The organism is Microbacterium sp. M4A5_1d, assembly GCF_053345465.1.
In genome coordinates this window covers 371969-394371 of sequence record NZ_JBKFAD010000001.1, presented here as the reverse complement: position 1 = coordinate 394371, position 22403 = coordinate 371969, and the positions used below count along the sequence as shown (strand labels likewise).

The 22403-nt window shown below is 69.0% G+C and carries 23 protein-coding genes and 2 tRNA genes; 14 read left to right on the top strand and 11 right to left on the bottom strand.

Annotated features, from left to right (window positions below):
• Window positions 1-37: 37 nt before the first annotated feature.
• On the top strand, window positions 38-1447 hold the full coding sequence (yczR, locus tag ACLBWJ_RS01805; protein ID WP_274177840.1) for a MocR-like transcription factor YczR: 1410 nt from the start codon (window positions 38-40) through the stop codon (window positions 1445-1447).
• 30 nt (window positions 1448-1477) lie between these two features.
• On the opposite strand, the gene ACLBWJ_RS01800 is transcribed toward yczR, so the two are convergent.
• Complete coding sequence (locus ACLBWJ_RS01800; protein WP_274177841.1) at window positions 1478-1732, bottom strand: hypothetical protein; 255 nt, start codon at window positions 1730-1732, stop codon at window positions 1478-1480.
• A gap of 116 nt (window positions 1733-1848) precedes the next feature.
• Between ACLBWJ_RS01800 and msrA the strand changes: the two genes are divergently transcribed.
• The 5 genes from msrA (at window position 1849) to ACLBWJ_RS01775 (ending at window position 5825) form a co-directional block, all read left to right on the top strand.
• Window positions 1849-2376: a peptide-methionine (S)-S-oxide reductase MsrA gene (gene msrA / locus ACLBWJ_RS01795; protein ID WP_112614640.1), complete on the top strand. Its 528-nt coding sequence runs from the start codon at window positions 1849-1851 to the stop codon at window positions 2374-2376.
• A 155-nt stretch (window positions 2377-2531) separates the two neighbouring features.
• Window positions 2532-3038 carry a single-stranded DNA-binding protein gene (gene ssb / locus ACLBWJ_RS01790; RefSeq protein ID WP_114589448.1) on the top strand — a complete coding sequence of 169 codons (507 nt, stop codon included), beginning with the start codon at window positions 2532-2534 and terminating at the stop codon, window positions 3036-3038.
• A 39-nt stretch (window positions 3039-3077) separates the two neighbouring features.
• The gene (locus ACLBWJ_RS01785) at window positions 3078-3569 is read left to right on the top strand and encodes a DUF6993 domain-containing protein (protein WP_378718550.1); all 492 of its coding nucleotides are present in this window, start codon (window positions 3078-3080) and stop codon (window positions 3567-3569) included.
• A 56-nt stretch (window positions 3570-3625) separates the two neighbouring features.
• A complete protein-coding gene (gene ettA, locus ACLBWJ_RS01780) occupies window positions 3626-5305 on the top strand; it encodes an energy-dependent translational throttle protein EttA (RefSeq protein WP_269266265.1) in 1680 nt (559 codons plus the stop codon).
• Window positions 5298-5825, top strand: coding sequence for an acyl-CoA thioesterase (locus tag ACLBWJ_RS01775; protein WP_274177843.1), 528 nt, complete (start codon window positions 5298-5300; stop codon window positions 5823-5825). The genes ettA and ACLBWJ_RS01775 overlap by 8 nt, the downstream gene beginning before the upstream one ends.
• Here the strand turns inward: ACLBWJ_RS01775 and ACLBWJ_RS01770 are convergent.
• Window positions 5803-6726 (bottom strand): acyl-CoA thioesterase, encoded by a 924-nt coding sequence (locus tag ACLBWJ_RS01770; RefSeq protein WP_447660080.1) that lies wholly within the window; start codon window positions 6724-6726, stop codon window positions 5803-5805. The two genes, ACLBWJ_RS01775 and ACLBWJ_RS01770, sit on opposite strands and share 23 nt — an antisense overlap.
• A gap of 44 nt (window positions 6727-6770) precedes the next feature.
• Between ACLBWJ_RS01770 and ACLBWJ_RS01765 the strand changes: the two genes are divergently transcribed.
• Window positions 6771-7445, top strand: a complete 675-nt coding sequence (locus tag ACLBWJ_RS01765; protein WP_447659631.1) for a hypothetical protein — start codon at window positions 6771-6773, stop codon at window positions 7443-7445.
• 1 nt (window position 7446) lies between these two features.
• On the opposite strand, the gene ACLBWJ_RS01760 is transcribed toward ACLBWJ_RS01765, so the two are convergent.
• The 7 genes from ACLBWJ_RS01760 to pepN all read right to left on the bottom strand — a co-directional run bounded on the left by ACLBWJ_RS01760 (window position 7447) and on the right by pepN (window position 15400).
• Window positions 7447-7917: a globin gene (locus ACLBWJ_RS01760; RefSeq protein WP_114589451.1), complete on the bottom strand. Its 471-nt coding sequence runs from the start codon at window positions 7915-7917 to the stop codon at window positions 7447-7449.
• Complete coding sequence (locus ACLBWJ_RS01755; protein WP_269266261.1) at window positions 7914-9038, bottom strand: mechanosensitive ion channel family protein; 1125 nt, start codon at window positions 9036-9038, stop codon at window positions 7914-7916. Before ACLBWJ_RS01755 ends, ACLBWJ_RS01760 begins: the two co-directional genes overlap by 4 nt.
• A gap of 46 nt (window positions 9039-9084) precedes the next feature.
• A complete protein-coding gene (locus ACLBWJ_RS01750; RefSeq protein WP_205289308.1) occupies window positions 9085-9759 on the bottom strand; it encodes a response regulator transcription factor in 675 nt (224 codons plus the stop codon).
• Window positions 9749-11011 (bottom strand): sensor histidine kinase, encoded by a 1263-nt coding sequence (locus ACLBWJ_RS01745; protein ID WP_354450663.1) that lies wholly within the window; start codon window positions 11009-11011, stop codon window positions 9749-9751. The genes ACLBWJ_RS01750 and ACLBWJ_RS01745 overlap by 11 nt, the downstream gene beginning before the upstream one ends.
• Before the next feature lie 10 nt (window positions 11012-11021).
• On the bottom strand, window positions 11022-11834 hold the full coding sequence (locus ACLBWJ_RS01740) for an ABC transporter permease (RefSeq protein ID WP_274177846.1): 813 nt from the start codon (window positions 11832-11834) through the stop codon (window positions 11022-11024).
• Window positions 11831-12745, bottom strand: a complete 915-nt coding sequence (locus ACLBWJ_RS01735; RefSeq protein ID WP_274177847.1) for an ABC transporter ATP-binding protein — start codon at window positions 12743-12745, stop codon at window positions 11831-11833. Before ACLBWJ_RS01735 ends, ACLBWJ_RS01740 begins: the two co-directional genes overlap by 4 nt.
• 108 nt (window positions 12746-12853) lie before the next feature.
• A complete protein-coding gene (pepN, locus tag ACLBWJ_RS01730; protein ID WP_447659629.1) occupies window positions 12854-15400 on the bottom strand; it encodes an aminopeptidase N in 2547 nt (848 codons plus the stop codon).
• Window positions 15401-15512: 112 nt separating this feature from the next.
• On the opposite strand from pepN, the gene ACLBWJ_RS01725 reads away from it, so the two are divergent.
• From ACLBWJ_RS01725 to ACLBWJ_RS01710, 4 genes are read left to right on the top strand one after another with little or no spacing between them, the layout of a single operon-like run.
• Entirely contained in the window at window positions 15513-16058 is a 546-nt protein-coding gene (locus tag ACLBWJ_RS01725; RefSeq protein WP_112614660.1) for a ribose-5-phosphate isomerase, read from the top strand.
• Window positions 16058-17065, top strand: a complete 1008-nt coding sequence (locus tag ACLBWJ_RS01720) for an Fpg/Nei family DNA glycosylase (RefSeq protein WP_114589455.1) — start codon at window positions 16058-16060, stop codon at window positions 17063-17065. Before ACLBWJ_RS01725 ends, ACLBWJ_RS01720 begins: the two co-directional genes overlap by 1 nt.
• 4 nt (window positions 17066-17069) lie before the next feature.
• On the top strand, window positions 17070-17723 hold the full coding sequence (locus tag ACLBWJ_RS01715) for an FMN-binding negative transcriptional regulator (RefSeq protein ID WP_447659628.1): 654 nt from the start codon (window positions 17070-17072) through the stop codon (window positions 17721-17723).
• Window positions 17720-19222, top strand: a complete 1503-nt coding sequence (locus tag ACLBWJ_RS01710; RefSeq protein WP_447659627.1) for an amidohydrolase — start codon at window positions 17720-17722, stop codon at window positions 19220-19222. Before ACLBWJ_RS01715 ends, ACLBWJ_RS01710 begins: the two co-directional genes overlap by 4 nt.
• Before the next feature lie 109 nt (window positions 19223-19331).
• Here the strand turns inward: ACLBWJ_RS01710 and ACLBWJ_RS01705 are convergent, their stop codons facing one another.
• Complete coding sequence (locus ACLBWJ_RS01705) at window positions 19332-19817, bottom strand: Dps family protein (protein WP_269266254.1); 486 nt, start codon at window positions 19815-19817, stop codon at window positions 19332-19334.
• Window positions 19818-19926: 109 nt separating this feature from the next.
• Here ACLBWJ_RS01705 and ACLBWJ_RS01700 point away from each other — a divergent pair, with 109 nt between their 5' ends.
• A complete protein-coding gene (locus tag ACLBWJ_RS01700; protein ID WP_447659626.1) occupies window positions 19927-20463 on the top strand; it encodes a gamma carbonic anhydrase family protein in 537 nt (178 codons plus the stop codon).
• Between the two features lie 38 nt (window positions 20464-20501).
• Here ACLBWJ_RS01700 and ACLBWJ_RS01695 read toward each other — a convergent pair.
• Window positions 20502-20572, bottom strand: a tRNA-Gly gene (locus ACLBWJ_RS01695).
• A gap of 134 nt (window positions 20573-20706) precedes the next feature.
• Between ACLBWJ_RS01695 and ACLBWJ_RS01690 the strand changes: the two genes are divergently transcribed.
• Window positions 20707-20780, top strand: a tRNA-Pro gene (locus ACLBWJ_RS01690).
• Between the two features lie 71 nt (window positions 20781-20851).
• Window positions 20852-22387: a trigger factor gene (tig, locus tag ACLBWJ_RS01685; RefSeq protein ID WP_274177851.1), complete on the top strand. Its 1536-nt coding sequence runs from the start codon at window positions 20852-20854 to the stop codon at window positions 22385-22387.
• Window positions 22388-22403: the final 16 nt, after the last annotated feature.

The window sequence follows — 22403 nt, the reverse complement described above, 5'->3', positions numbered from 1 at the left end:
CCGTAGCGAAAGATGCCAATTCCCGTATCGTGGCCGTATGCACTCCCGGATCTCCGCCAGGTCGCTCGAAGCGTCGCTCGGAGGATGGCGTACCCGCGAGCCGGCCTATGAAGCGCTCGCGGACGGCGTCCGACTGCTGTGTCTGGACAACCGCATCGCGGCGCGCACCCTGCTCCCCGCCGAGCGCGCCCTGGCGCAGACGCTGGGGCTGAGCCGCACGACGGTGGCGAGCGCCTATGCGAGCCTGCGCGCGAGCGGGCACATCGAGAGCGTGCGGGGCTCGGGCAGCGTCACCACTGCTCAGCCGTTGCGCGGGGGTGGGACGGTGTTCGCCGAACCGGGGTCGATCGACCTGCAGCAGGCGAGCCCGAGCGCCTGGCCGGGCTTGGCCGGCGTGATGGCGGAGATGGCGTCGGATGCGGCCCGACTCGTCTCGCGGACCGGATACGACACCCTCGGGTCGACCGGCCTGCGCGACGCCATCGCCGAACGCTACACCGCGCGTGGCATTCCCACGGCGCGCGATCAGATTCTCGTGACCGCGGGCGCGCAGAGCGCCATCCACCTCATCGCCGAGGTGCTCGTGGCGCGGGGCGATCGCGTGCTCGTCGAGACGCCGACCTATCCGCATGCGGCGGAGGCGCTCAGGGCCGCGGGAGCGCGGCTCGTAGCCGTACCCGTGACGACCGCGCACGGCTGGGACCTCGACCGCCTGGACGAAGCCGCGCGACGGACGCGACCGACGCTCGCCTACCTGATGCCCACGCTGCAGAACCCGACCGGCCGCTCCATGACGGCGACGGAGCAGAATGCACTGCGCGAGGTGGCTCAGCGGGGGTGCACCCTCGTCGTCGACGAGACGACGGCCGAACTGTCGTTCGGCGCACCGGCACCCGCAGCCCTTCCGGACGACGACGTCGTGCGGATCGGTTCGCTCGGCAAGACGGTGTGGGGCGGCCTGCGCGTCGGATGGGTTCGCGCCCAGCCGGAGGTCATCCGGCGGCTGCATGCGGCGCGGCCGGCGCGCGACCTCGGCACGCCCGAGTTCGAGCAGGAGGTGGCGGCGAGGGTGATTCCGCGGATGCCGGAGATCCTGCCGCAACGCGCCGAGTTGCTCGCCACGGGATACCGCGCGGTCCGAGACGCGCTGCGCGACAGGCTGCCGGACTGGGACGTCCCCGAGGTCTGCGGTGGCGTGGCGCTCTGGGTCGGTCTTCCGGCGCCGCTCAGCGGGCCGCTCGTCCTGGGTGCCCGTGCCGAGCACGTGTATCTCAGCGGCGGACAGCGCTTCGCGGTCGACGGCGGGCACGAGAACCGTCTGCGGATTCCGTTCACCGCGTCGCCTGCAGAACTGGAGCGCGCCGTCGAAGTGCTGGCCTCGGTGTGGCCGCGCGTGGCGAGCGGAGCTCGGACGGCCGGCCCCACGCCTCTCGACGCCCTGGTCTGAGCTGTGCGAGCCGGGCAGAGCGGGCGAAGGTCAGCGAGAGAGCCGGAGGGTGTCGGACGCCTCATTGATGCGCCAGAATTCGCCGATCGCCCGGAAGGAACGTGACGGCGGGTGGAACCGGAGCGCGCGGAAGCGGTCTCCGGTGGGCGTCTGGACGCGCTCGACGAGGCCCCTGACGTGTCCATCACCCTCGACGACTCGCCAGCGGTCGGTCCCGATAGCGATGAGCTCGCCGCCCGGCCGCTGTTCCCGGGCCTGTGGGGTGTGGGCCTGCACCAACGTCATGATCTCCTCCTCGCGAACGAGGCTAGAACGGGCCTCGGACATCCGCGGGAACACGCGGACGGCGCCCGTGGTTGGCTAGGGTGAGACCTCGCGCAAGCGGGAGAACGGAGCTTTCCATGACCACCACCTTCATCCTCGCCGGCGGCTGCTTCTGGTGCCTCGATGCCGCTTATCGTGCGCTCGACGGTGTGTCCGAGGTCGTGTCGGGCTACATCGGCGGGCACGTTCCCCACCCGAGCTACGAGGCGGTGTGCACCGGCACGACCGGTCATGCCGAGGCGGTGTCGGTGACGTTCGACCCCGATGTCATCCCGGCCGACGTCATCCTCGATGCGTTCTTCACGATGCACGACCCGCGTCAGCTCAATCGCCAGGGTGCCGATGTCGGCACTCAGTACCGCTCGGCCATGTTCCCGCTCGACGAAGACCAGCGCGAGCTCTTCGCGGCGGCCCGCGACCGCGCCGACGAGATGTGGGGTGGCGGGGTCGTGACGACGATGGAACCCGCCGACACGTTCTACCCGGCCGAGGACTACCACCAGGACTTCTTCGCGAAGAACCCGGGGCAGGGATACTGCCTCGCGGTGGCCGTTCCCAAGGTGAACAAGGTGCGCGCGCGCTTCGCGGAGTACGCCCGCAGCTGACTCCTCCCCAGCGCGATTCGAGGGCGGTTCTGCACCGATGTGCGGAACCGCCCTCGGTGTTCCGGCGCCGGGGCCGAGGCTGGAAGCGCTCCGGCACCCGACGGGCACTCGGGTGTCGGAGCGTCCCACCTTCCGTGCCCTGCTGAGGAGCAGACATGTCAGATCGCATCACCGTCATCGGCAACATCGCCACCGAGCCCGAGCAGCGCCGGACGGGTACCGGCATCCCGGTCACGAGCTTCCGTCTCGCGAGCAGCCAGCGCTACCGGGACGCCCAGTCCGGCGAGTGGATCGACGGCACCACCAACTGGTACCGGATCAGCGTGTTCCGTGGGCTCGGAGAGAATGCGTTCGCGTCCCTGCGGAAGGGGCAGCGGGTCATCGTCGACGGGCGGCTGCGGCTGAAGGAGTGGGAAGCCGGCGAGAAGCGCGGCATCGAGATCGAGATCGACGCCGACGCGATCGGTCCCGACCTCAAGTGGGGGACCGCGTCGTTCCAACGGAACCCCCGCACGGATGCGGCCGGTCCCGCACGTCCCGGCGGGGCGGCCGATGGCACCGAGGCCGCCGGCGAGAACGCGGCCCACCCCGTGACCACCGACGGCGAGTGGGCCGTCGCTGCGGTGCCCGAGAGGGACCCCGTCGAGCCGACGCCGTTCTGACGCCGCGAGTCGGAGACCGGGGCCGCCTAGGATTCAGACATGCGCTCGCCTCGTCCCCGGTTCACTCGCTCGCTCGTGGGAACGGCCGGCGCTCTCGTCCTCGCCGCATCCCTCGCCGGGTGCTCGATGCTCTTCCCCGAGGAGCCCCCGGCGACATCCACAGCGCCCACGCCGGCACCGACCACCACGGAAGGTCCGGCGCCCCTGTCGCCTGAGAGCACCGCGGCTGACAACCTGCCGCTGTTCTCCGAGGTGATGAACCAGGTGGCGGCGTCGCCCGACAGCGTCGCGGGGCGGGCGTACATCGATGCGCTCGTGGCAGCCGGTTTCGACAAGTCGACGATGCAGGTGACGGCCGACCGCACCTCCGTCGACGACCCGGTCGACAGCTTGCAGTTCTCGGTCCTGTGGGCGGGGGAGTGCCTGGTCGGACAGGTGGGTCCATCGACTCCCGCCCCCACGGCGACGGTGTTGCCCGAACTGCCGAGCGGTGGCTGCCTGATCGGCCAGACGCGCCCCATCGACTGGTGAATCGCGGGGTCCGGGCGGGCGAACGCGGCGCCCTCCCGGACTAGACTCGAGACGTTATGGCCGAATACATCTACTCCATGGTCCGCGCCCGCAAGGCCGTCGGCGAGAAGCTCATCCTCGACGACGTCACGATGGCATTCCTTCCCGGTGCCAAGATCGGAATGGTCGGCCCCAACGGTGCCGGTAAGTCGACGATCCTGAAGATCATGGCGGGGCTCGATCAGCCGTCCAACGGTGAGGCGAGGCTCGCGCCGGGCTTCTCGGTGGGCATCCTGATGCAGGAGCCGGAGCTCGACGACACGAAGACCGTGCTCGAGAACATCGAGGCCGGGGTCGCGATCAAGCCGAAGCTCGACCGCTTCAATGAGATCTCCGCGCTCATGGCCGACCCCGACGCCGACTTCGACTCGCTCCTGGCCGAGATGGGCACGCTGCAGGAAGAGATCGACGCGGCCGACGGGTGGGACCTCGACTCTCAGCTGCACCAGGCGATGGAAGCACTTCGCACGCCGCCGGCCGACGCCTCGGTGGCGCCGCTGTCGGGTGGGGAGCGCCGCCGCGTGGCCCTCGCGCGTCTGCTCCTGCAGAAGCCCGACCTGCTCCTCCTCGACGAGCCCACGAACCACCTCGACGCCGAGAGCGTACTCTGGCTCGAGCAGCACCTTCAGGCTTACAAGGGTGCTGTCATCGCCATCACCCACGATCGATACTTCCTCGACAACGTCGCCGAGTGGATCGCTGAGGTCGACCGCGGTCGCCTCATCGGCTATGAGGGCAACTATTCGACGTACCTCCAGAAGAAGGCCGAGCGCCTCGACATCCAGGGCAAGAAGGACGCGAAGCTCGCGAAGCGTCTGAAGGACGAGCTCGAGTGGGTGCGGAGCTCTGCCAAGGGGCGTCAGACCAAGTCGAAGGCCCGTCTGGCCCGCTACGAGGAGATGGCGGCAGAGGCCGAGCGCACGCGCAAGCTCGACTTCGAAGAGATCCAGATCCCCGCTGGCCCGCGTCTGGGCAGCGTCGTCATCGACGCGAAGAAGCTTCACAAGGCGTTCGGCGATCGCGTGCTGATCGACGGCCTGAGCTTCAACCTCCCGCCCAACGGCATCGTCGGTGTCATCGGCCCCAACGGCGTCGGAAAGACCACGCTGTTCAAGACCATCGTGGGTCTCGAGCCGCTCGACGGCGGAGAGCTGAAGATCGGCGAGACCGTCAAGATCAGCTACGTCGACCAGTCACGCGGCAACATCGATCCGGAGAAGACCCTCTGGGAGGTCGTCTCCGATGGACTGGACATCATCACGGTGGGCAAGACCGAGATCCCCTCGCGGGCCTACGTGTCGAAGTTCGGATTCAAGGGACCCGACCAGCAGAAGAAGGCGGGAGTGCTCTCCGGTGGTGAGCGGAACCGTCTGAACCTCGCCCTCACCCTGAAGGAAGGCGGCAACCTCCTCCTCCTCGACGAGCCGACCAACGACCTCGACGTCGAGACCCTCAGTTCGCTCGAGAACGCGCTGCTGGAGTTCCCCGGCTGCGCGGTCGTCATCACCCACGACCGGTGGTTCCTCGACCGCATCGCGACGCACATCCTCGCGTACGAGGGCACCGAGGAGAACCCGGCGCAGTGGTACTGGTTCGAGGGCAACTTCGAGGCGTACGAGGCGAACAAGATCGAGCGGTTGGGCGCGGACGCCGCGAACCCCGCCAAGTCGACCTACCGCAAGCTCACGCGTGACTGAGCACACGCCGCACACGGTGGCCTCGGTGGTGACAACTGCCGGGGCCACCCGTGTCCGTATCCCCATCCATCTCCGCTGGGGCGACCTCGACGCTCTGGGGCACGTCAACAACACCTCGATGCTCAAGCTGCTGGAAGAAGCGCGCCTGCGCGCCTTCTGGAAGCCCGAGGCAGGGATGTCGGGCCCGACCACGGCCATCCTCGACGCGCTGAGCCTGTCGGCGGAGACGATGACGCTGATCGCGCGGCAGGAGATCGAGTACCTCGCTCCGGTGCCGTACGGCCAGCGCCCGCTCGACGTCCAGCTCTGGATCGGCCGTATCGGCGGTTCGAGCATCGACGTCTGCTACGAGGTCTACAGCCCCCATGAGGACGACCCGCAGACCTGTTACGCCCGCTCGACTGCCGTCGTGGTGATGGTCTCGACCGAGACCGGCCGGCCCGTCCGCCTGACGGATGAGATGCGCCGCGCATGGGCGCCCATCCTCGGGGAGCCGATCACCTACGCTCATCGGCGTTAGGGTCACCAGCATCCGTGGTCGCGGGAACGCGGACCATGATCTCCTGGGCGACGCTGGCGACGAGTGTGCCCGCCCGATCGTAGATCCGCCCGGTCGACAGCCCGCGCCCGCCGCGTGCGCTGGGTGATTCCTGCACGTAAAGCAGCCAGTCATCGACCCGCGCGAAGCGGTGCCACCACATGGCGTGGTCGAGGCTCGCCACCTTGAGGCCGGGCGTCGCCCACGCCAGCCCATGCGCTCGCAGCACAGGCTCCTGGATCGTGAGGTCGCTGAGGAACGCGAGGGCTGCCCGGTGCACCGCGGGGTCGTCGGGCAGGGCTGAGCGGGTGCGAGCCCACACCGCCTGCCGAGGCGTCGCGTCGTCGTCGGGCTGCAGGTAGATCGGCGCCGTGACGTGGCGCAGCTCGATGGGGCTGGCGGAGAAGATCCGCCGGCTGAGCGGGTGCATACCGCTCAGCTGTTCCTCCAGAGCGGGGAGGTCTTCGGGCTGCGGCAGACCGTCGGGCATGGGCTCCGCGTGCTCGACGCCGGGATCCTCATCCTCGAACGAAGCGATCATCGAGAAGATCGGCATCCCGTTCTGGAAAGCCTGGGTTCGCCGTGTCGAGAACGACCGACCATCGTGGATGCGATCGACGGAGAACGTGATGTTCCTCGACGAGTCGCCGGGGCGCAGGAAGTAGCCGTGCATCGAGTGCGGCACGCGTTCGCGCGGCACCGTCCGCATCGCCGCCATCGTCGCCTGTGCGAGCACCTGGCCGCCGAAGACCCGACCCTGGGGCATCACCTGCGACCTGCCGGTGAAGATGTCCTCCGTGGTCCGCGCCTCGCTGGAGGAGAGATCGAGCACGCTGAGCATCGCGGCGACGGGATCCGTCTCTTCCGTGAGGCTGTCGGGCATGGGCTCTGAGCTGTGTGCGGGCATCGGTCGGTAGTCTAGGACGGATGTCCGAGCGCCTCCTGTTCCCGCAGCCCGAGGTGGCCCGTGACGTCCTGACATTCGCGGGCCGTACAGCCCGCCACGGCGACGGCATCCTTCGGCTCCGCGCTCGTGCCGGCGTCCTAGCGCTCTCGTGCGCGCCCCTGGCACCGCGTTCACTGACCGACGCGACTCCGTTCGTGCTTGCGCTCCGGACGGCTCGCGTCGATCCCGAGCTCGAATGCGACCTGACGATCGACGCGGCTGCGCTCGCACCCGATGGCGATGACGACCGTGCCGTGCGACTTCCCGACAGCGGGGTCGCTGCTTCCTGGGCCGGCGTGTCGCCTCCGCGCTCGGGATGGCGCGAGGCCGGCAGCCTCGACTCCGCTCAGGTGTCGCTCCGGGCGCAGTGGGGGATCGCGGCGGTCGCTCGTCAACTCCCCGCCGGCGCCGGCGATGACGTCGTCCATCTCGTCCGCTCGTCGATCTGGGGAGCACCCGACGAGGATCTGGGCGGCCTTCCTCTGGGAGTCGCGTTCGCCGCGGTCGGCCTGGGGTTCATCGCGGGCGCCGAGCACCCGACCATCCGCCGTACCGACGTCTGGACGCGGGTGTCGTTCGCACGGGGCCACGTCCTGACACGGGGGCCGGTCGCGATGGGTCTCACTCCCGTTCGCGCCACGGGAACGCCGCGCTGATTCAGTCCGACGCCGGGGCGTCGGCGGCGGATGCGGGGTGCACGCCCAGCATCGGCCGCCGTGCCGAGCCCTGTGGACCGATGCCGGCCGGCTCGAACGTGTTGACCATGGCGTACGCAGCGCGCTCGAGGTAGTCCCACAAGGTCGCGTCATGGAGCGGGGGCAGCGCGAGCTCGTCGAGTGCCGTGCGCATGTGGCGCAGCCACCGGTCGCGAGCGTCGGGATCCACGTGGAACGGGCGGTGGCGCATTCGCAGCCGAGGATGACCGCGCTCCTCACCGTAGGTGGTCGGGCCACCCCAGTACTGCTCGAGGAACATCGTGAGCCGGTGCGCCGCCGGCCCCAGGTCGGCCTCGGGATACATCGGCCGCAGCACCTCGTCGGCGGCGACCTCTCGGTAGAAGACATCGACGAGGCGGACGAAGGTCTCGTGACCGCCGACCTCGTCGTAGAAGCTGACCTGGTCGCTCACGGGGTGTCTTTCTGCTGATCCGTTGCGTCGCCGTCACCGGCGGGCGCCTCCTGGGCGTCGGGCGATTGCGTCGACGCCGAGGCCCCCTTGCTGCGCTTCGGCCGCCACTGGGGGCGCGCCTTCACCTGCGGCGGTGCCACCGGCTGGGGCTTGGTCCGCGGCGGGTTCGCGCCTCGGATGCTCTGGGCACCCTCGAAACCGGTGAGGACGGTGGAGTTGAGCTGGGGGAGCGCGACGCCGAGCTCGTCCACGGCATCCTTGAGTCGCGCGCGGAGGGCTCGCGCGACATCGTCCTTGGCGTTGGGCCGCGTCTTGACGACGAGACGGATCACCAACGCGTCGCCGCTGATCGATTCGAGCCCCCACAGTTCGGGCTTCTCGATGATGCGGCTGCGCCACTTCGGTTCGCGCGCGAGATCCTTCGCGGCGTCGATCACGGTCTTCTCGACGACATCGACGTCGGCGTCGGTCGGCACGCCGAGATCGATGATCACGCGCGACCAGCCCTGCGACATGTTCCCGATGCGAGTGATCTCACCGTTGCGAACGAACCACAGCGTCCCGTTGACGTCTCGGACATGCGTGACACGGACGCTGACGTACTCGACGATGCCCGTGGCGAGTCCGAGGTCGACGACGTCGCCGATGCCGATCTGGTCCTCGGCCACGATGAACATCCCGTTCAGGACGTCTTTGACGATGTTCTGAGCACCGAAACCGAGACCGGCGCCGATCGCGGCCGACAGCAGGGTGAACGACCCGAGGATGTCGGGGCTGAGAACGCCCACGATCATCAGCAGGGCAACGATGACGATCGTCACGTTGACGATGTTGGTCAGGATCGACCCGAGTGTGCGGGTCCGCTGGACGATACGCACCTGTGCGAGCGGCGACATGTCGATCGCTCGCGTGTCCTCGGCCTCGGCCCGCGTCTTCGCACCGCGCACGATGCGGTCGACGATGCGGGCGATCAGGCGGCGCATCAACCAGGAGAGCGCGAAGGCGCCGAGGATGATGCCCGCGACCGCGACGATGTTCCATCCCGCGTCGGTGAGGAACTTCCAGAACTCCTCGGCGGGGAACTCCCAGGCGAGCGGGACGGCAGTGGTCACGGTGGTCATCGATCCGATTTTACCGAGCGGCACCACGACATTTCCGAGAGAGCCATCAGGCATCGAGGCCGGGCTCGGCGAGCCCGTGCGCGATCAGCACGGCGTGCACGCGATCTCGCGCGGGCAGCTTCGTCAGGATGCGGCCGACGTGCGTCTTGACCGTGGACTCGCTGAGGAAGAGCTCACCGGCGATCTCCAGATTCGTCAGTCCTCGCGCCATGGCAGCCAGCACATCCGCCTCCCGCGCCGTCAGAACGGCCGGGGTGACGGGCTGCGGAGCGGGCAGCCCGGTCGCGGTCACGAGCTCGATCATGCGACGGGTGATCCGCGGAGCGAGCGTCGCCTCGCCTGCGGCGACAGCGCGGACGGCAGCGACGAGCTCATCGCGTCGCGCATCCTTCAGGAGAAAGCCGCCGGCGCCGGCGCGGAGCGCCCCGAACGCATACTCGTCGAGGTCGAACGTCGTGAGCACCAGCACGGCGACGGTCGGATGCTCGCCCCGAATGCGAGCGGTGGCTTCGATGCCGTCGACCACCGGCATGCGCACATCCATCAATACGACGTCGGGCGACGACTCGGAGACGGCGCGGAGGGCGGCCGCGCCATCGGCTGCCTCGCCGACGACTTCGATGCCGTCAGCGGCGTCGAGCACCATCCGGAAGCCGAGGCGGATGAGCTGCTGGTCGTCGACGATCAGCACGCGGATCGGCGAAGCTGGATCAGCGGTCATTATTCTCCTGTTCGAGGGGGATGACGGCGTGCACGCGCCACCCACGGCCCGATCCCGGTCCCGCGGTCACCGCTCCGCCCGCCAGGACCACGCGCTCTCGGAGGCCACGCAGGCCGTACCCCGATGACGACGTCGTCGAGGAAGCGACCGGCTCGCCGTCGTCGACGATATCGACCTGGACTGCGTGAGGACGGTAACCCACCCGCACGTCGATCCGTTCGGCACCGCGTGCGTGGCGCATCGCGTTCGTGACGCCTTCCTGCACGATGCGCGAGATCGCGAGTTGCACCGCGCTGCTGAGGTCCGGTCTGTCGCCCGAGATGGTCAGAGTCGCGTCGAACCCGGCGGCGCGCGCGGAATCGACCGTGTCCGCGGTCGTGTCGCGTGCCAGCGGGGCGAGCGGAGCGGCGTCGTCCTCGCGGAGGATGCCGAGGGTCGCGCGCATGTCGCTGAGGGCTTCGCGCCCCGTCGATGCGATGGCGGTGGCGCCGGGACGGGCGCGGTCGATGTCGCTCGATGCGGCGACGCCCTCGGCCAGGGCCACCATCACCGTCAGCGAGTGAGCGACGATGTCGTGCAGCTCCCGGGCGATCCGGTCGCGTTCCGATGCCGCGGCGAGGCGCGCCTGCTGATCGCGTTCGACGACGAGCTGGCGCGACCGGTCGATGAGAGCGGCGACGTAACGGTGCCGGTTGCCGACATTCGTGCCGATGAGGGCCCCGATGAGCGCGCTCAGGCCCTCGCCGACCAGCGCGTTCCAGGCGATCATCGGGCCGATCATTCCCGTGAACGCGAGGCCGGCCACCAACGCGGCGATGGTGCCGAACGCGACGGCCACACCGATCAGGCAGGCCCGAGCACTCCGATGGACGGCGAGGGTGTACGCCGCGATGCCGAGCATCGGCCCACCGGTCGGCGCAGGGGCAAGAAGGTAAGCCAGCGCGACCGCCACGGCTCCGACGAACACGAGCGTCGGGTAGCGCCTGCGCACGAGGAGCGAGGCGCACCCGAGCACGACCACGACCATGACGATAGGAGCCGTGGTGGCCCAGAGCCGGCCGACACCGATCGCGTCGTCGATGCGATCCGTGAAGCTCGTCGCCGGGACGAGCGAGAAGGCCAGGCAGATGAGCGCGGTGAGGATGTCGGCGAAGACCGGGTGCCGCCCCCAGAACCGCCGGAGTAATCCGGGCGGACGCGGAAGCCGCAGCTCATCGTCGGGCGACGATGAGCCACGGCTTCCGGGAGACACTCCTCGTACCCTACGCGTCGGTCGAGCGGAGGATAGCCCAGCCGCCGAGCAGCGTCGCGGTCGGCCACGCGAGCAGTGTGATGAGGCCCGTGACGAAGTCGTCGGAACCGGGCGAGGTCACCGTCTGCGCTGCGCTCGCGGGCAGGTACTTGCCCAGGTCGACGATCCACGCCCACGATTCCCCGCCGAAGGCGAACAGGCTCAGGACGATCGGCATGACGAACAGGATGCCGACCGTGGCGGCGATCGCGCCGGCGCCGTTGCGAATGATGAAGCCCCATCCGAGTCCGAGCAGGGCGAACGTGGCCATCGCCAGAACACCGAGTACGAGGGGGAGCACCGACGATTCCGCGTCCGCCCAGTCGATGGCACGGTCGCCGAAGATCGGCGCGGAGGCGACGACCGACACGATCGTGGTGACGACCGTCGTGGCGGCGAGCAGCAGTGCGACCACGACCGCCTTCGCGACGAGCACGGCACCGCGTCGTGGCTCGGCGGTCAGGGTCGATCGGATCATGCCGGTCGAGTATTCGCCGGTGATCGCCATGGCACCGAGGATGCCCGCCACCAGCATCGTGAACTGCATCGGAGCGACGATCGCGCTGACCGGGTTGAAGTCGCCACCGAAATCCTGCGAAGCCCACGCCATGAGCAGCGAGATGCCGATCGCGAGGACGGCCGTGACTCCCAGCGACCACCAGGTGGAGCGCAACGAGAGCAGCTTGATGGTCTCGCTGCGGACAAGGCGACCGAACGACAGTCGCGCGTTCGGCGGCGTGGCGCGCGCCGGCGCGGGGGTCTGCACGGTGGTGGTGGCGGTCATCGCGCCGCTCCCTTCGTCTGGTATTCGACCGACCCCTCGGTGAGGGCGAGGTAGGCGTCTTCGAGCGATCCCACGCGCGGTGTGAGCTCGTGAAGCGGGATGCCGTGCGCGGCTGCGGTGTCGCCGATCGCGGCCGCGCTCAGGCCGGCGACCTGCAGGAGTCCCGGCTCGCCCGTGGTCACCGCGACGTCGGGGCCGGCGATGAGGCGGGTGAGTTCGTCGGCCCGCGGGGTGCGGACGACGACAGTGTTGCTCGTCCACGAGCGAACCAGATCGTCGATGCCGGCATCAGCCAGCACGCGGCCTCGGCCGAGCACGATCACGTGGTCGGCGGTGAGGGCCATCTCGCTCATGAGGTGGCTCGAGAGCAGTACCGTCCGCCCTTGCGCCGCCTGACCGCGGACGAACTGCCGGACCCAGCGAACGCCCTCGGGGTCGAGACCGTTCACCGGCTCATCGAGGATCAGGGTCTGCGGATCGCCGAGGAGCGCGGCTGCGATGCCCAGGCGCTGCCCCATGCCGAGCGAGAACTTGCCGGCGCGCTTGCCCGCTACCGAGCCGAGGCCGGTGATCTCGATCACCTCATCGACGCGGGAGCGGGGGATGCCGTGGGTCGCCGCCATCGCGCGCAGGTGGTTGCGCGCGCTGCGGCCGGTGTGGACGGCCTTCGCGTCGAGGAGGATGCCGACCTCGGTGAGCGGTGACCGCAGCGAGCGGTAGTCGCGGCCGTCGATGGTGACGCGCCCGGACGACGGCCGGTCGAGGCCGACGATCATCCGCATCGTGGTGGATTTGCCGGCGCCGTTGGGCCCCAGGAAGCCGGTCACCTTGCCCGACTGCACGGTGAAGCTCACCCCGTCGACGGCCGTCTTGTCTCCGTACCTCTTCGTGAGGCCTTCTGCAACGATCATGCGCCCCACGCTATCGACGGGCGCATCCCGCTGTCGTCCGCCGGGAGTGCCGAGAATGCTGATGGGCGTCGTACCGGAGTACGACGCCCATCAGCATTGCGGATGACGTCAGTCCTGCGCGTCGCGCTCCTGCACAGCGAGCGCCCGCTCGACGCCCGCGAGGTTCTCGGCGACAAGTCGGCGGAGCGCAGCCGGAGCCTCTGTGTTCTCCGAGAGCCACGCGCGGGTCGCATCGCGCAGCTCGGCGTTGGCGAGGGCCGCCGGGTACAGGCCGACGATGAGGTACTGCGCGATCTGGTAGCTGCGGGATTCCCAAATGGGCAGCAGCATCCGGAAGTACTCCGCCACGTACGGCGTGAGGTGCGTCACGCCCGCCGGGTGGGTGAAGCCGGCGGCCGCCGATCGCACGACGGTGTTAGGCAGGTCGTCGCTCTCGATGAGGGACGCCCATGCGGCGCGCTTCGCCTCGGCCGTCGGCAGTGCCGCCCGCGCCTGCGCCGCGAACTCCCCGCCCTTCGCGGTGTTGTCGGCTGCGAGTGCAGCGTCGATGTCGGACGCCGCGACGGCACCGGACGCGGCGAGCGATACCAGGAGCGCCCACGAGAGGTCGGCGTCGATCTCCAGCCCCGGCAGCACCGTCTCACCCGAGCGCAGCGCACGGACGACGTCCGCGTGCGCAGCCGTCGACGCCGCAGACGCGAACGCGGTCACGAATTGAAGCTGGCTGTCGCTCCCGGCCTCGGCCTGCTGCGCGAGCGCCCACAGTCCATCGGCGACGCGGGCGCGCGCGGCATCCCGGCTCTGGGGATCGACGTAGGAGTTCGCGGCGAGCTGCAGCTGACCGAGCGTGGTACGGACCGTGGTCGACTCCGTCTCGGTGCCGATGTTGCGGAGAACCAGGTCGATGTACTCGGTCGCGGATGCCTCCGCGTCTCGGGTCTGGTCCCACGCAGCGCCCCAGACGAGGGAGCGCGCGAGCGGGTCGCTGATCTTCGCGAGGTGCTCGACCGCCGTACGGAGCGAGCGCTCGTCGAGGCGAATCTTGGCGTACGCGAGGTCCTCGTCGTTCAGGAGGACCAGGTCGGGCTGCGCGCGACCCTTCAGCTCCGGCACCTCGGTCAGATCGCCGTCCACGTCGAGCTCGACGTGGTGCGTGCGCACGAGCGTGCCGCCCTGGAGGGAGTAGAAGCCGACGCCGAGGCGGTGCGGACGGATCGTCGGGTAGTCGGCGGGTGCCGTCTGCACGATGGCGAAACGGGTGATGATCCCGTCGGCATCCGTGACGATCTCCGGTTCGAGCGTGTTCACGCCGGCCGTCTCGAGCCACTTCTTCGACCAGGTCTCGAGCTCGCGACCGCTCGTGGCCTCGAGTTCGACGAGAAGATCGGAGAGCTCCGTGTTGCCCCACGCGTGCTTCTGGAAGTACGCCGAGACACCGGCGAAGAAGGCTTCGACGCCGACCCACGCGGCGAGCTGCTTGAGAACCGAGCCGCCCTTGGCGTACGTGATGCCGTCGAAGTTGACCTGGACATCCTCGAGGTCGTTGATGCGGGCGACGACCGGGTGCGTCGACGGAAGCTGATCCTGGCGGTAGGCCCAGGTCTTCTCCATTGCGTTGAAGGTCGTCCAGGCCTCGGTCCACTCGGTCGCCTCGGCCGTCGCGATCGTCGACGCCCATTCGGCGAACGACTCGTTGAGCCAGAGGTCGTTCCACCACTTCATCGTGACGAGGTCGCCGAACCACATGTGGGCGAGCTCGTGAAGAATGGTCACGACACGGCGTTCCTTCACCGCATCGGTGACCTTGGAACGGAAGACGTAGGTCTCGGTGAAGGTCACGGCGCCCGCGTTCTCCATGGCGCCGGCGTTGAACTCCGGCACGAAGAGCTGGTCGTACTTCGCGAAGGGGTAGGGGACGCCGAACTTCTCCTCGAAGTAGGCGAAGCCCTGACGTGTCTTCTCGAAGACGTAGTCGGCGTCGAGGTACTGCCACAGGCTCTTGCGCGCGTAGACGCCGAGGGGGATCACGCGCCCGTCGGCGCTCGTGAGCTCGGAGAAGACCTGCTCATACGGGCCCGCGACGAGAGCGGTGATGTACGAGGAGATCCGGGGAGTCGGCTCGAAGGCCCACGTGGCCGTCCCGCCGTCGCCGGGCACGGGCTCGGGTGTGGGGGAGTTGGAGACGACCTTCCACTCGACGGGGGCCGTGATCGTGAAGCGGAACTCTGCCTTGAGGTCGGGCTGCTCGAACACCGCGAAGACACGACGCGAATCGGGAACCTCGAACTGCGAGTACAGGTAGACCTCGCCGTCGACGGGGTCGACGAAGCGGTGCAGGCCTTCGCCGGTGTTCGTGTAGAGGCAGTCCGCATCGACGATGAGCTCGTTCTGCGCCGCGAGACCGTCGAGTGCGATGCGGGAATCGCTGAATGCCGAGGGGTCGATCGCCCGGCCGTTGAGGGTGATCTCCCGGACATCGCGGGCGATCAGATCGACGAAGGTCGAGGCGCCCTCGGCGGCGGCGAAACGGATGACCGTGCGCGAGCGGAAGATCTCCGCGCCGACGGTCAGATCGAGGGCGATGTCGTAGCTCTGCGTGTCGACGATCGCGCGGCGCTCCTGCGCCTCGATGCGGGTGAGGTTCTCTCCAGGCACGTGCGTTCTGCTCCCAGGGTCGGGGTGAGGATTCGGGGCCGCGCGCTGCTGGCGCCGACGGCAACCGTGCCAGCCTACGCTTTCGGGGCTCGCACGTTCATAGGATGGTGCCATGCGCATCCATATCGCGACCGACCACGCCGGTCTCGAGTTCTCCACTCAGCTCCAGCACCACCTCGCCGAAGCGGGTCACGATGTCGTCGACCACGGCCCGATCGAGTACGACCCGGTAGACGACTACCCCGCCTTCTGCATCCGTGCGGCGGAGGCCGTCGTCCGGGATCAGCAGGCGGGCGTCGAGGCGCTCGGCGTCGTCTTCGGCGGGTCCGGCAACGGCGAGCAGATGGCGGCGAACAAGGTGCATGGTGCACGCGCAGCACTCGTCTGGAACATCCCGACGGCCGAGCTCGCGCGGGAGCACAACGACGCCAATGTCATCGCCATCGGCGCGCGCCAGCACACGTTCGACGAGGCGGTCACCTTCATCGACCGCTTCATCGCGACGCCCTTCAGCGGGGAGGAGCGCCACGCGCGACGTATCGCCCAGCTCGCCGCCTACGAAGCCGACGGCAGCCTGCTGCCCGACCCGCGCGCGGTCGACGGCGGCACCACGTCGCCGCTGCCCGCCACCGACTCGTTCGATCCGGAAGCGGGCTGATGCCCGAGGGCCATTCCGTCCACCGGATCGCCCGCCAGTTCGAGCGCAACGTCGTCGGCCGCGTCGTCGCCGCGTCGAGCCCGCAAGGGCGGTTCGTCGAGGGCGCGGCGGTGCTCGACGGTCGCGAGGCGATCGAGGCGCGGGCGGTCGGCAAGCAGATGTTCCTCGCGTTCGAGGACGACGTCTGGTTGCGCGTCCACCTGGGGATGTATGGCGCGTGGGATTTCGCCGGCGAGATCGTCGTCGACCCCACGATCGCGTCCGCGAACGGACGGATGGGACATACGAATCAGCGCGGCACAGAGATCGCGCCGATCTACGACGCGGCCGGAGAGAACTCCCTCAGCTCGATCGGTGCGCCGCGACGAGCCCGCGGACGAGTCCGCATGAGCGAACAGACCACGGGGCTCGGTGACGACGGTGCTGCCGAGGACGGGGGATGGCCGCCGCCCGTCGTCGGTCAGGTGCGCCTGCGCCTGCTCACCGACGTGACCTGTGCCGACCTTCGCGGACCGACGGCCTGTCAGCTGCAGACACCGGAAGAGGTTCAGGCGACGATCGCGAAGCTCGGGCCCGATCCGCTCGTGGATGACGTGACGGAGGGCGAGGAGCGATTCGCCGCGACCGTCCGCCGCAAGCCGACGGCGATCGGTCTGCTTCTCATGGACCAGAGCGTGGTCAGCGGAATCGGCAACGTCTATCGCGCGGAGATGCTGTTCCGCGCACGCCTGAACCCGCACACGCCGGGCCGCGACGTGCCGGAGGAGACCGTCCGAGAGCTCTGGCGCGACTGGGTACGGCTCCTCGCGATCGGCGTCGAGACGGGGCAGATGATGACGATGGACGATCTCGATCCCGAGGCATGGCGCCGGGCGATGGCCCATCGTGACGACCGGCACTGGGTGTATCACCGGGCGGGCCTGCCCTGCCGCGTGTGCGGAACGTCGATCGTCCTCGAGGAGATGGCGTCACGCAAGTTGTACTGGTGCCCGAACTGCCAGAGGTGAGCGCATGAGACAGAATCCCAGCTTCGCGATGACGGATGTCGTCGAGCTGCGCCGTGTGATCGACGAGAACCCGTGGGTCACGATCATCAGTGCGGGCACCGACGGACTCGTCGCGTCGCACTACGCCGTGCTCCTCGACGACGAACGCGACGACCTCACGATCGTGGGGCACGTCGGGCGCCCGGATGACGTGATCCACGGCCTCGGTGGCGGCGAGATGCTCGTCGTGGTCCAGGGGCCGCACGGGTACGTGTCGCCTCAGTGGTACGGCGACGTGCCTGCCGTCCCCACCTGGAACTACGTCTCGGTTCATCTCTCCGGCGTGCCCGAGATCCTCGCGCCGGAAGAGAACCTGCGTGTGCTCGAGCGCCTCGTCGACCGGTTCGAGTCGGGCCTGGGTGCGCCACGGGGCATGTGGGCCGCGCCGAACGATGAGGACTTCGTCCGGCGTCTCGAGCGGGGGACCGTCGGATTCCGTCTCTCACCGGCCCGAGTCGAGGCTAAACGCAAGCTCAGCCAGAATCGGCCGGATGCCGTGGTCGACACCATCATCGCCGAGCTCGAGCAGACCGCCACACCGTATGCCGACCCCCGGCTGGCGACGGAGATGCGCCGGGCTCACGAGGCGATGCGCGCCGCCCGCGAGGATCGGTCGTGAATCCTGCAGCGCCGGGCGAGACAGTGGACATCATCGCGGACGTCCGACTGACCGGCCCGGGGCGCACGGATCCGTTCGGTGCCGATCTGGTCGACGTGCACGTCGCGGGTGATGTCGTGGTCGACATCGCGCCTGCGGGCGCCCTCCCGCGACGCGGGGTCGTTCTCGACGGTGGTGGGGGCTGGCTGATCCCCGGACTCTGGGACCACCACGTTCACACCGTGCAGTGGGCCCTGGCGGCGCGCCGCGTCGACCTCGAGGGCATCGTGAGCGCTGCCGAGGCGGCGGCGGTCATGGGTCGAGCGGGACTGGATCTCGACGGTCGCCGCGTCGGCTCGGGTTTCCGCGACGCGCTCTGGCCTGATCGGCCCTCGCTCGCACTGCTCGACGCGACTACGGGCGACGCGCCCACCTATCTGATCAACTCCGATGTCCACAGCGTCTGGCTCAACAGCGCCGCGCTCCGGCGTGAGGGGATGTCGGCGGCCGACGGGGTGCTGCGCGAGGAGCCCGCGTTCGAGATCTCCCGCCGCCTGAACGCCCTCGACACGGCGGTCGCGGATGCCGCGGTGATCGAGGCGATGTCCGCGGCATCCGCCCGCGGCGTGGTCGGCATCGTCGACCTGGACATGGCATGGAACGCGGAGGCCTGGGATCGCAGGCTGGCTCGCGGATACGACGCGGTGCGCGTGTCGTTCGGTGTCTACGCCAGCATGCTGGATCGAGCGATTTCAGCGGGACTGCAGACCGGCGACGCGATAGATCCGGCGGGGCTCGTGCGGATGGGGCCATTCAAGGTCATCACCGACGGCTCACTCGGCACCCGGACGGCGGCGTGCTCGCACCACTATCCGAACGCCGAGCACGACTTCGGAGTCATGACCGTGCCGCCTGCCGAGCTCGTCGAGCTGATGCGGCGCGCAACGGGGGGCGGCATCTCCTGCGCGGTGCACGCGATCGGCGACATCGCGAACTCGCATGCCCTCGACGCCTTCGCGATGACGGGAGCCACCGGGACCATCGAGCACGCTCAGCTCGTCGCTCACGCCGACATCCCGCGGTTCGCCCGCCTCGGCATCGGCGCGAGTGTGCAGCCCTCGCATGCCGTCGATGATCGCGACATGGCGGAGGAGTTCTGGGCGGGGCAGACGGCCGTCGGCTACCCGATGCGGGAGCTCGTCGACGCCGGAGCCAACCTGCTGCTCGGTTCGGACGCGCCGGTGGCCCGTCTCGATCCCTGGACCACGATGTCGGACGCGGTGTTCCGTACGCGTGACGAGCGCGATCCCTGGCGTCCGCATCAGCGAATCGCGGCTGCAGTCGCCCTCGCAGCCTCAACGGCGGGTGGGTCGCAGACCGGCTCGGCGATCGCGCCCGGGGACATCGCGGATCTGGCCATCGTCGACCGTGACCCTCTCGCCGCCGAGACGCCCGGCGCTCTGCGCGGAACCGGCGCGACGGCGACCCTCCTCGGCGGCCGGATCACGCACATCGGTTGAATCGCGTTCTTTCGGGGCACGCGTCCCGGGAAGGCGAAACGGGACGGTGATCGGTGGGGAAGCGTCCAGCTGCCCTAGTCCCGATCATCGCCCCGTTCGGCGCTGAGGATTACTCGGCGAGGTGTGCGAGGAGGAACCAGCGATCCTTGTCGACGCCGCGCTTGATCTCGATCGCGACGTCCTGGCTCGTGAGGTCGACCTCATCGAGACCGTCGATGGCGTTCTGAAGGTCGACGAGCACCCCGTCGATGTCGGAGACGATGGCCTTGATCTCGTCCTGCCACTGCGCGAACCCGGCGGGCACGGCGGTGCTGGTCTTCTCGGCCATGGTCGAGACGCGCGAGTCGACGGGCAGGCCGAGGGCGACGATGCGCTCAGCGGCGGTGTCGGCGTAGTCCTGGGCGTGGGCGACCACCGTGTCGAGCAACTCGTGGATCGCGATGAAATTCGAGCCGCGGACGTTCCAGTGCGCCTGCTTGCCGTTGACGACGAGCGCCTGCATCTTGTGCACGACCGGGGTGAGGAACTGCGCGGCAGCGGCGGCGACCTCGGGGTCGGCGGTGAGGGCGGGAGTGGTGATGTTGGTGTCGGTCATGTCTGCGCTCCTTCTGGCAGGTCGTGGCCTGCATCTGTCCAAACGCTACTCACGCCGGAACATTCCGCAAGCAAGAGAAGGCTGGGCTCACCAGGGGTAACGTGAGGCCATGCCCGTCGCCTCGTCCGCATCCCTCGTGTCTCTCGGAGAGTCTCGGCCCCGCCTGCATCCGACGGTGTTCGTCGCGGACGGGGCGCGACTGGTCGGTGACGTGGTCATCGGCGAGATGTCGAGCGTCTGGTACAACGCGGTGATCCGCGGTGATCGGTCGCGCATCGTGATCGGAGATCGCAGCAACGTCCAGGACGGCGTCGTGATCCACGTCGACGCGGGGTCGCCCGCGAAGATCGGCGACGACGTCTCGATCGGCCACAACGCCGTCGTCCACGGGTGCACGGTGGAGGACGGCTGCCTCATCGGGATGAACAGCACGATCCTCAGCGGTGCGGTGATCGGAGCCGGATCTCTCGTCGCCGGGGGAGCGGTCGTGCTCGAGGGAACCGTGATCCCCGCCGGTTCCCTCGTCGCCGGGGTGCCGGCGAAGGTCCGTCGGGCGCTCACGGAGGACGAACGGGGCGGGCTTAACGGGAACGCCGCGACATACCTGCAGCTGGCCACCGATCACGGCGCCCGTTGCGCTGAATGAAGAGCTCCTCCGCGTATGAAGACGAGGAGGAGCATCGGAGGGGCTGACGAGAATCGAACTCGCATCATCTGTTTGGAAGACAGAGGCTTTACCACTAAGCTACAGCCCCGCATCCGACCTGGATCGGATGTGGATCGCCCTCACGCTGAGAACCATGTCCAGCGCTGGCAACTCGAACAGTCTAGCGGACTCCGTCGGCTAGACTGACCACGGCCGTTTTCCGACGCACGTGTGCTGCGCGCCCGGGGCGTAGCTCAGCTTGGTAGAGCGCCCGCTTTGGGAGCGGGAGGCCGCAGGTTCAAATCCTGTCGCCCCGACAACGGCCCCACGAACCCAGACCACCGAACGGACGCGCATGTGCGCGGCCGGATAAAGGAGAACGACAGGCATGGTCACCAGCACCGTCGAGACGCTCAGCCCCACGCGGGTGAAGCTCCACATCACGGTCAGCCCGGACGAGCTGAAGCCGAGCATCACCCACGCGTACGAGCACATCGCTCAGGACGTGCAGATTCCCGGCTTCCGCAAGGGCAAGGTGCCCGCTCCCATCATCGACCAGCGTGTCGGCCGCGGTGCGGTCATCGAGCACGCGGTCAGCGAGGGCCTCGACGGCTTCTACCGCGAAGCCGTCACCGCGAACGAGCTGCGCGTCCTCGGGCGTCCGTCGGCCGAGGTCGTCGATTGGCCCAGCGACAAGGACTTCTCGGGCGACCTGAAGGTCGAGGTCGAGGTCGACGTGCGTCCCGAGTTCGAGCTTCCCGCCTACGCGGACATCACCATCGAGGTCGAGCCCGTCGCCACCGACGACGCCGCCATCGACGAGGAGCTCGACCGCCTGCGCGGCCGTTTCGGCACGCTCGTCACCGTCGACCGTCCTGCCGCGAAGGGCGACTTCGTCGAGCTGGACCTCGTCGCGACGATCGACGGCAACGAGATCGACCGCGCCGAGGGTGTGTCGTACGAGGTGGGCTCGGGCGAGCTCCTCGAGGGCATCGACGAGGCCATCGAGTCGCTCACCGCTGGTGAGGACACCACGTTCCGTTCCAAGCTCGTCGGCGGCGACCACGCCGGCGAAGAGGCCGAGGTCGCCGTCACGGTCAAGGCTGTCAAGGAGCGCGAGCTCCCCGAGGCCGACGACGACTTCGCGCAGATGGCGAGCGAGTTCGACACCATCGCCGAGCTGCGCGAGAGCCTTGTCGAGCGCGTCTCGCAGCAGAGCCTGTTCACGCAGGGCGCTGCCGCGCGCGAGAAGCTCGTCGACGCGCTCCTCGAGAAGGTCGAGATCCCGGTTCCGGCCGGACTGGTCGAGGACGAGGTTCACGCGCACCTCGAGGGCGAGGGTCGTCTGGAGGACGACGCGCACCGTGCCGAGGTCACCGAGGCGAGCGAGAAGCAGTTCCGCACGCAGATGGTGCTCGACAAGATCGCCGAGACGCACGAGGTCCAGGTCTCGCAGGACGAGCTGACCCAGTACCTGATCCAGGCCTCTGCGCAGTACGGCATGGCCCCGCAGGACTTCGTCAACGCGCTCCAGCAGAACGGCCAGCTTCCGGTGATGGTCGGCGAGGTCGCCCGTAACAAGGCCCTCGCGATCGCCCTGGGCAAGGTCACGGTCGTCGACACCGACGGGAAGTCGGTCGACCTGACCGGCTTCATCACCGTCGAGGGCGAGGAGTCCGCCGCCGACGAGGTCGTCGAGGAGGCGCAGGAGATCGCCGACGAGGCCGCCGACGCCGATGCCGACGCCGCCGAGGCGGAGGAGAAGCCCGCTAAGAAGACGCCTGCCAAGAAGGCGCCCGCTAAGAAGAAGGCGGATGCCGCCGACGACGCTCCCGCCGCCGACGAGAAGGCTCCTGCCAAGAAGGCGCCGGCCAAGAAGGCCCCCGCCAAGAAGAAGGCCGCCGACGAGGCTGCCGCCGAGTGATCTCCTGATCGCGACG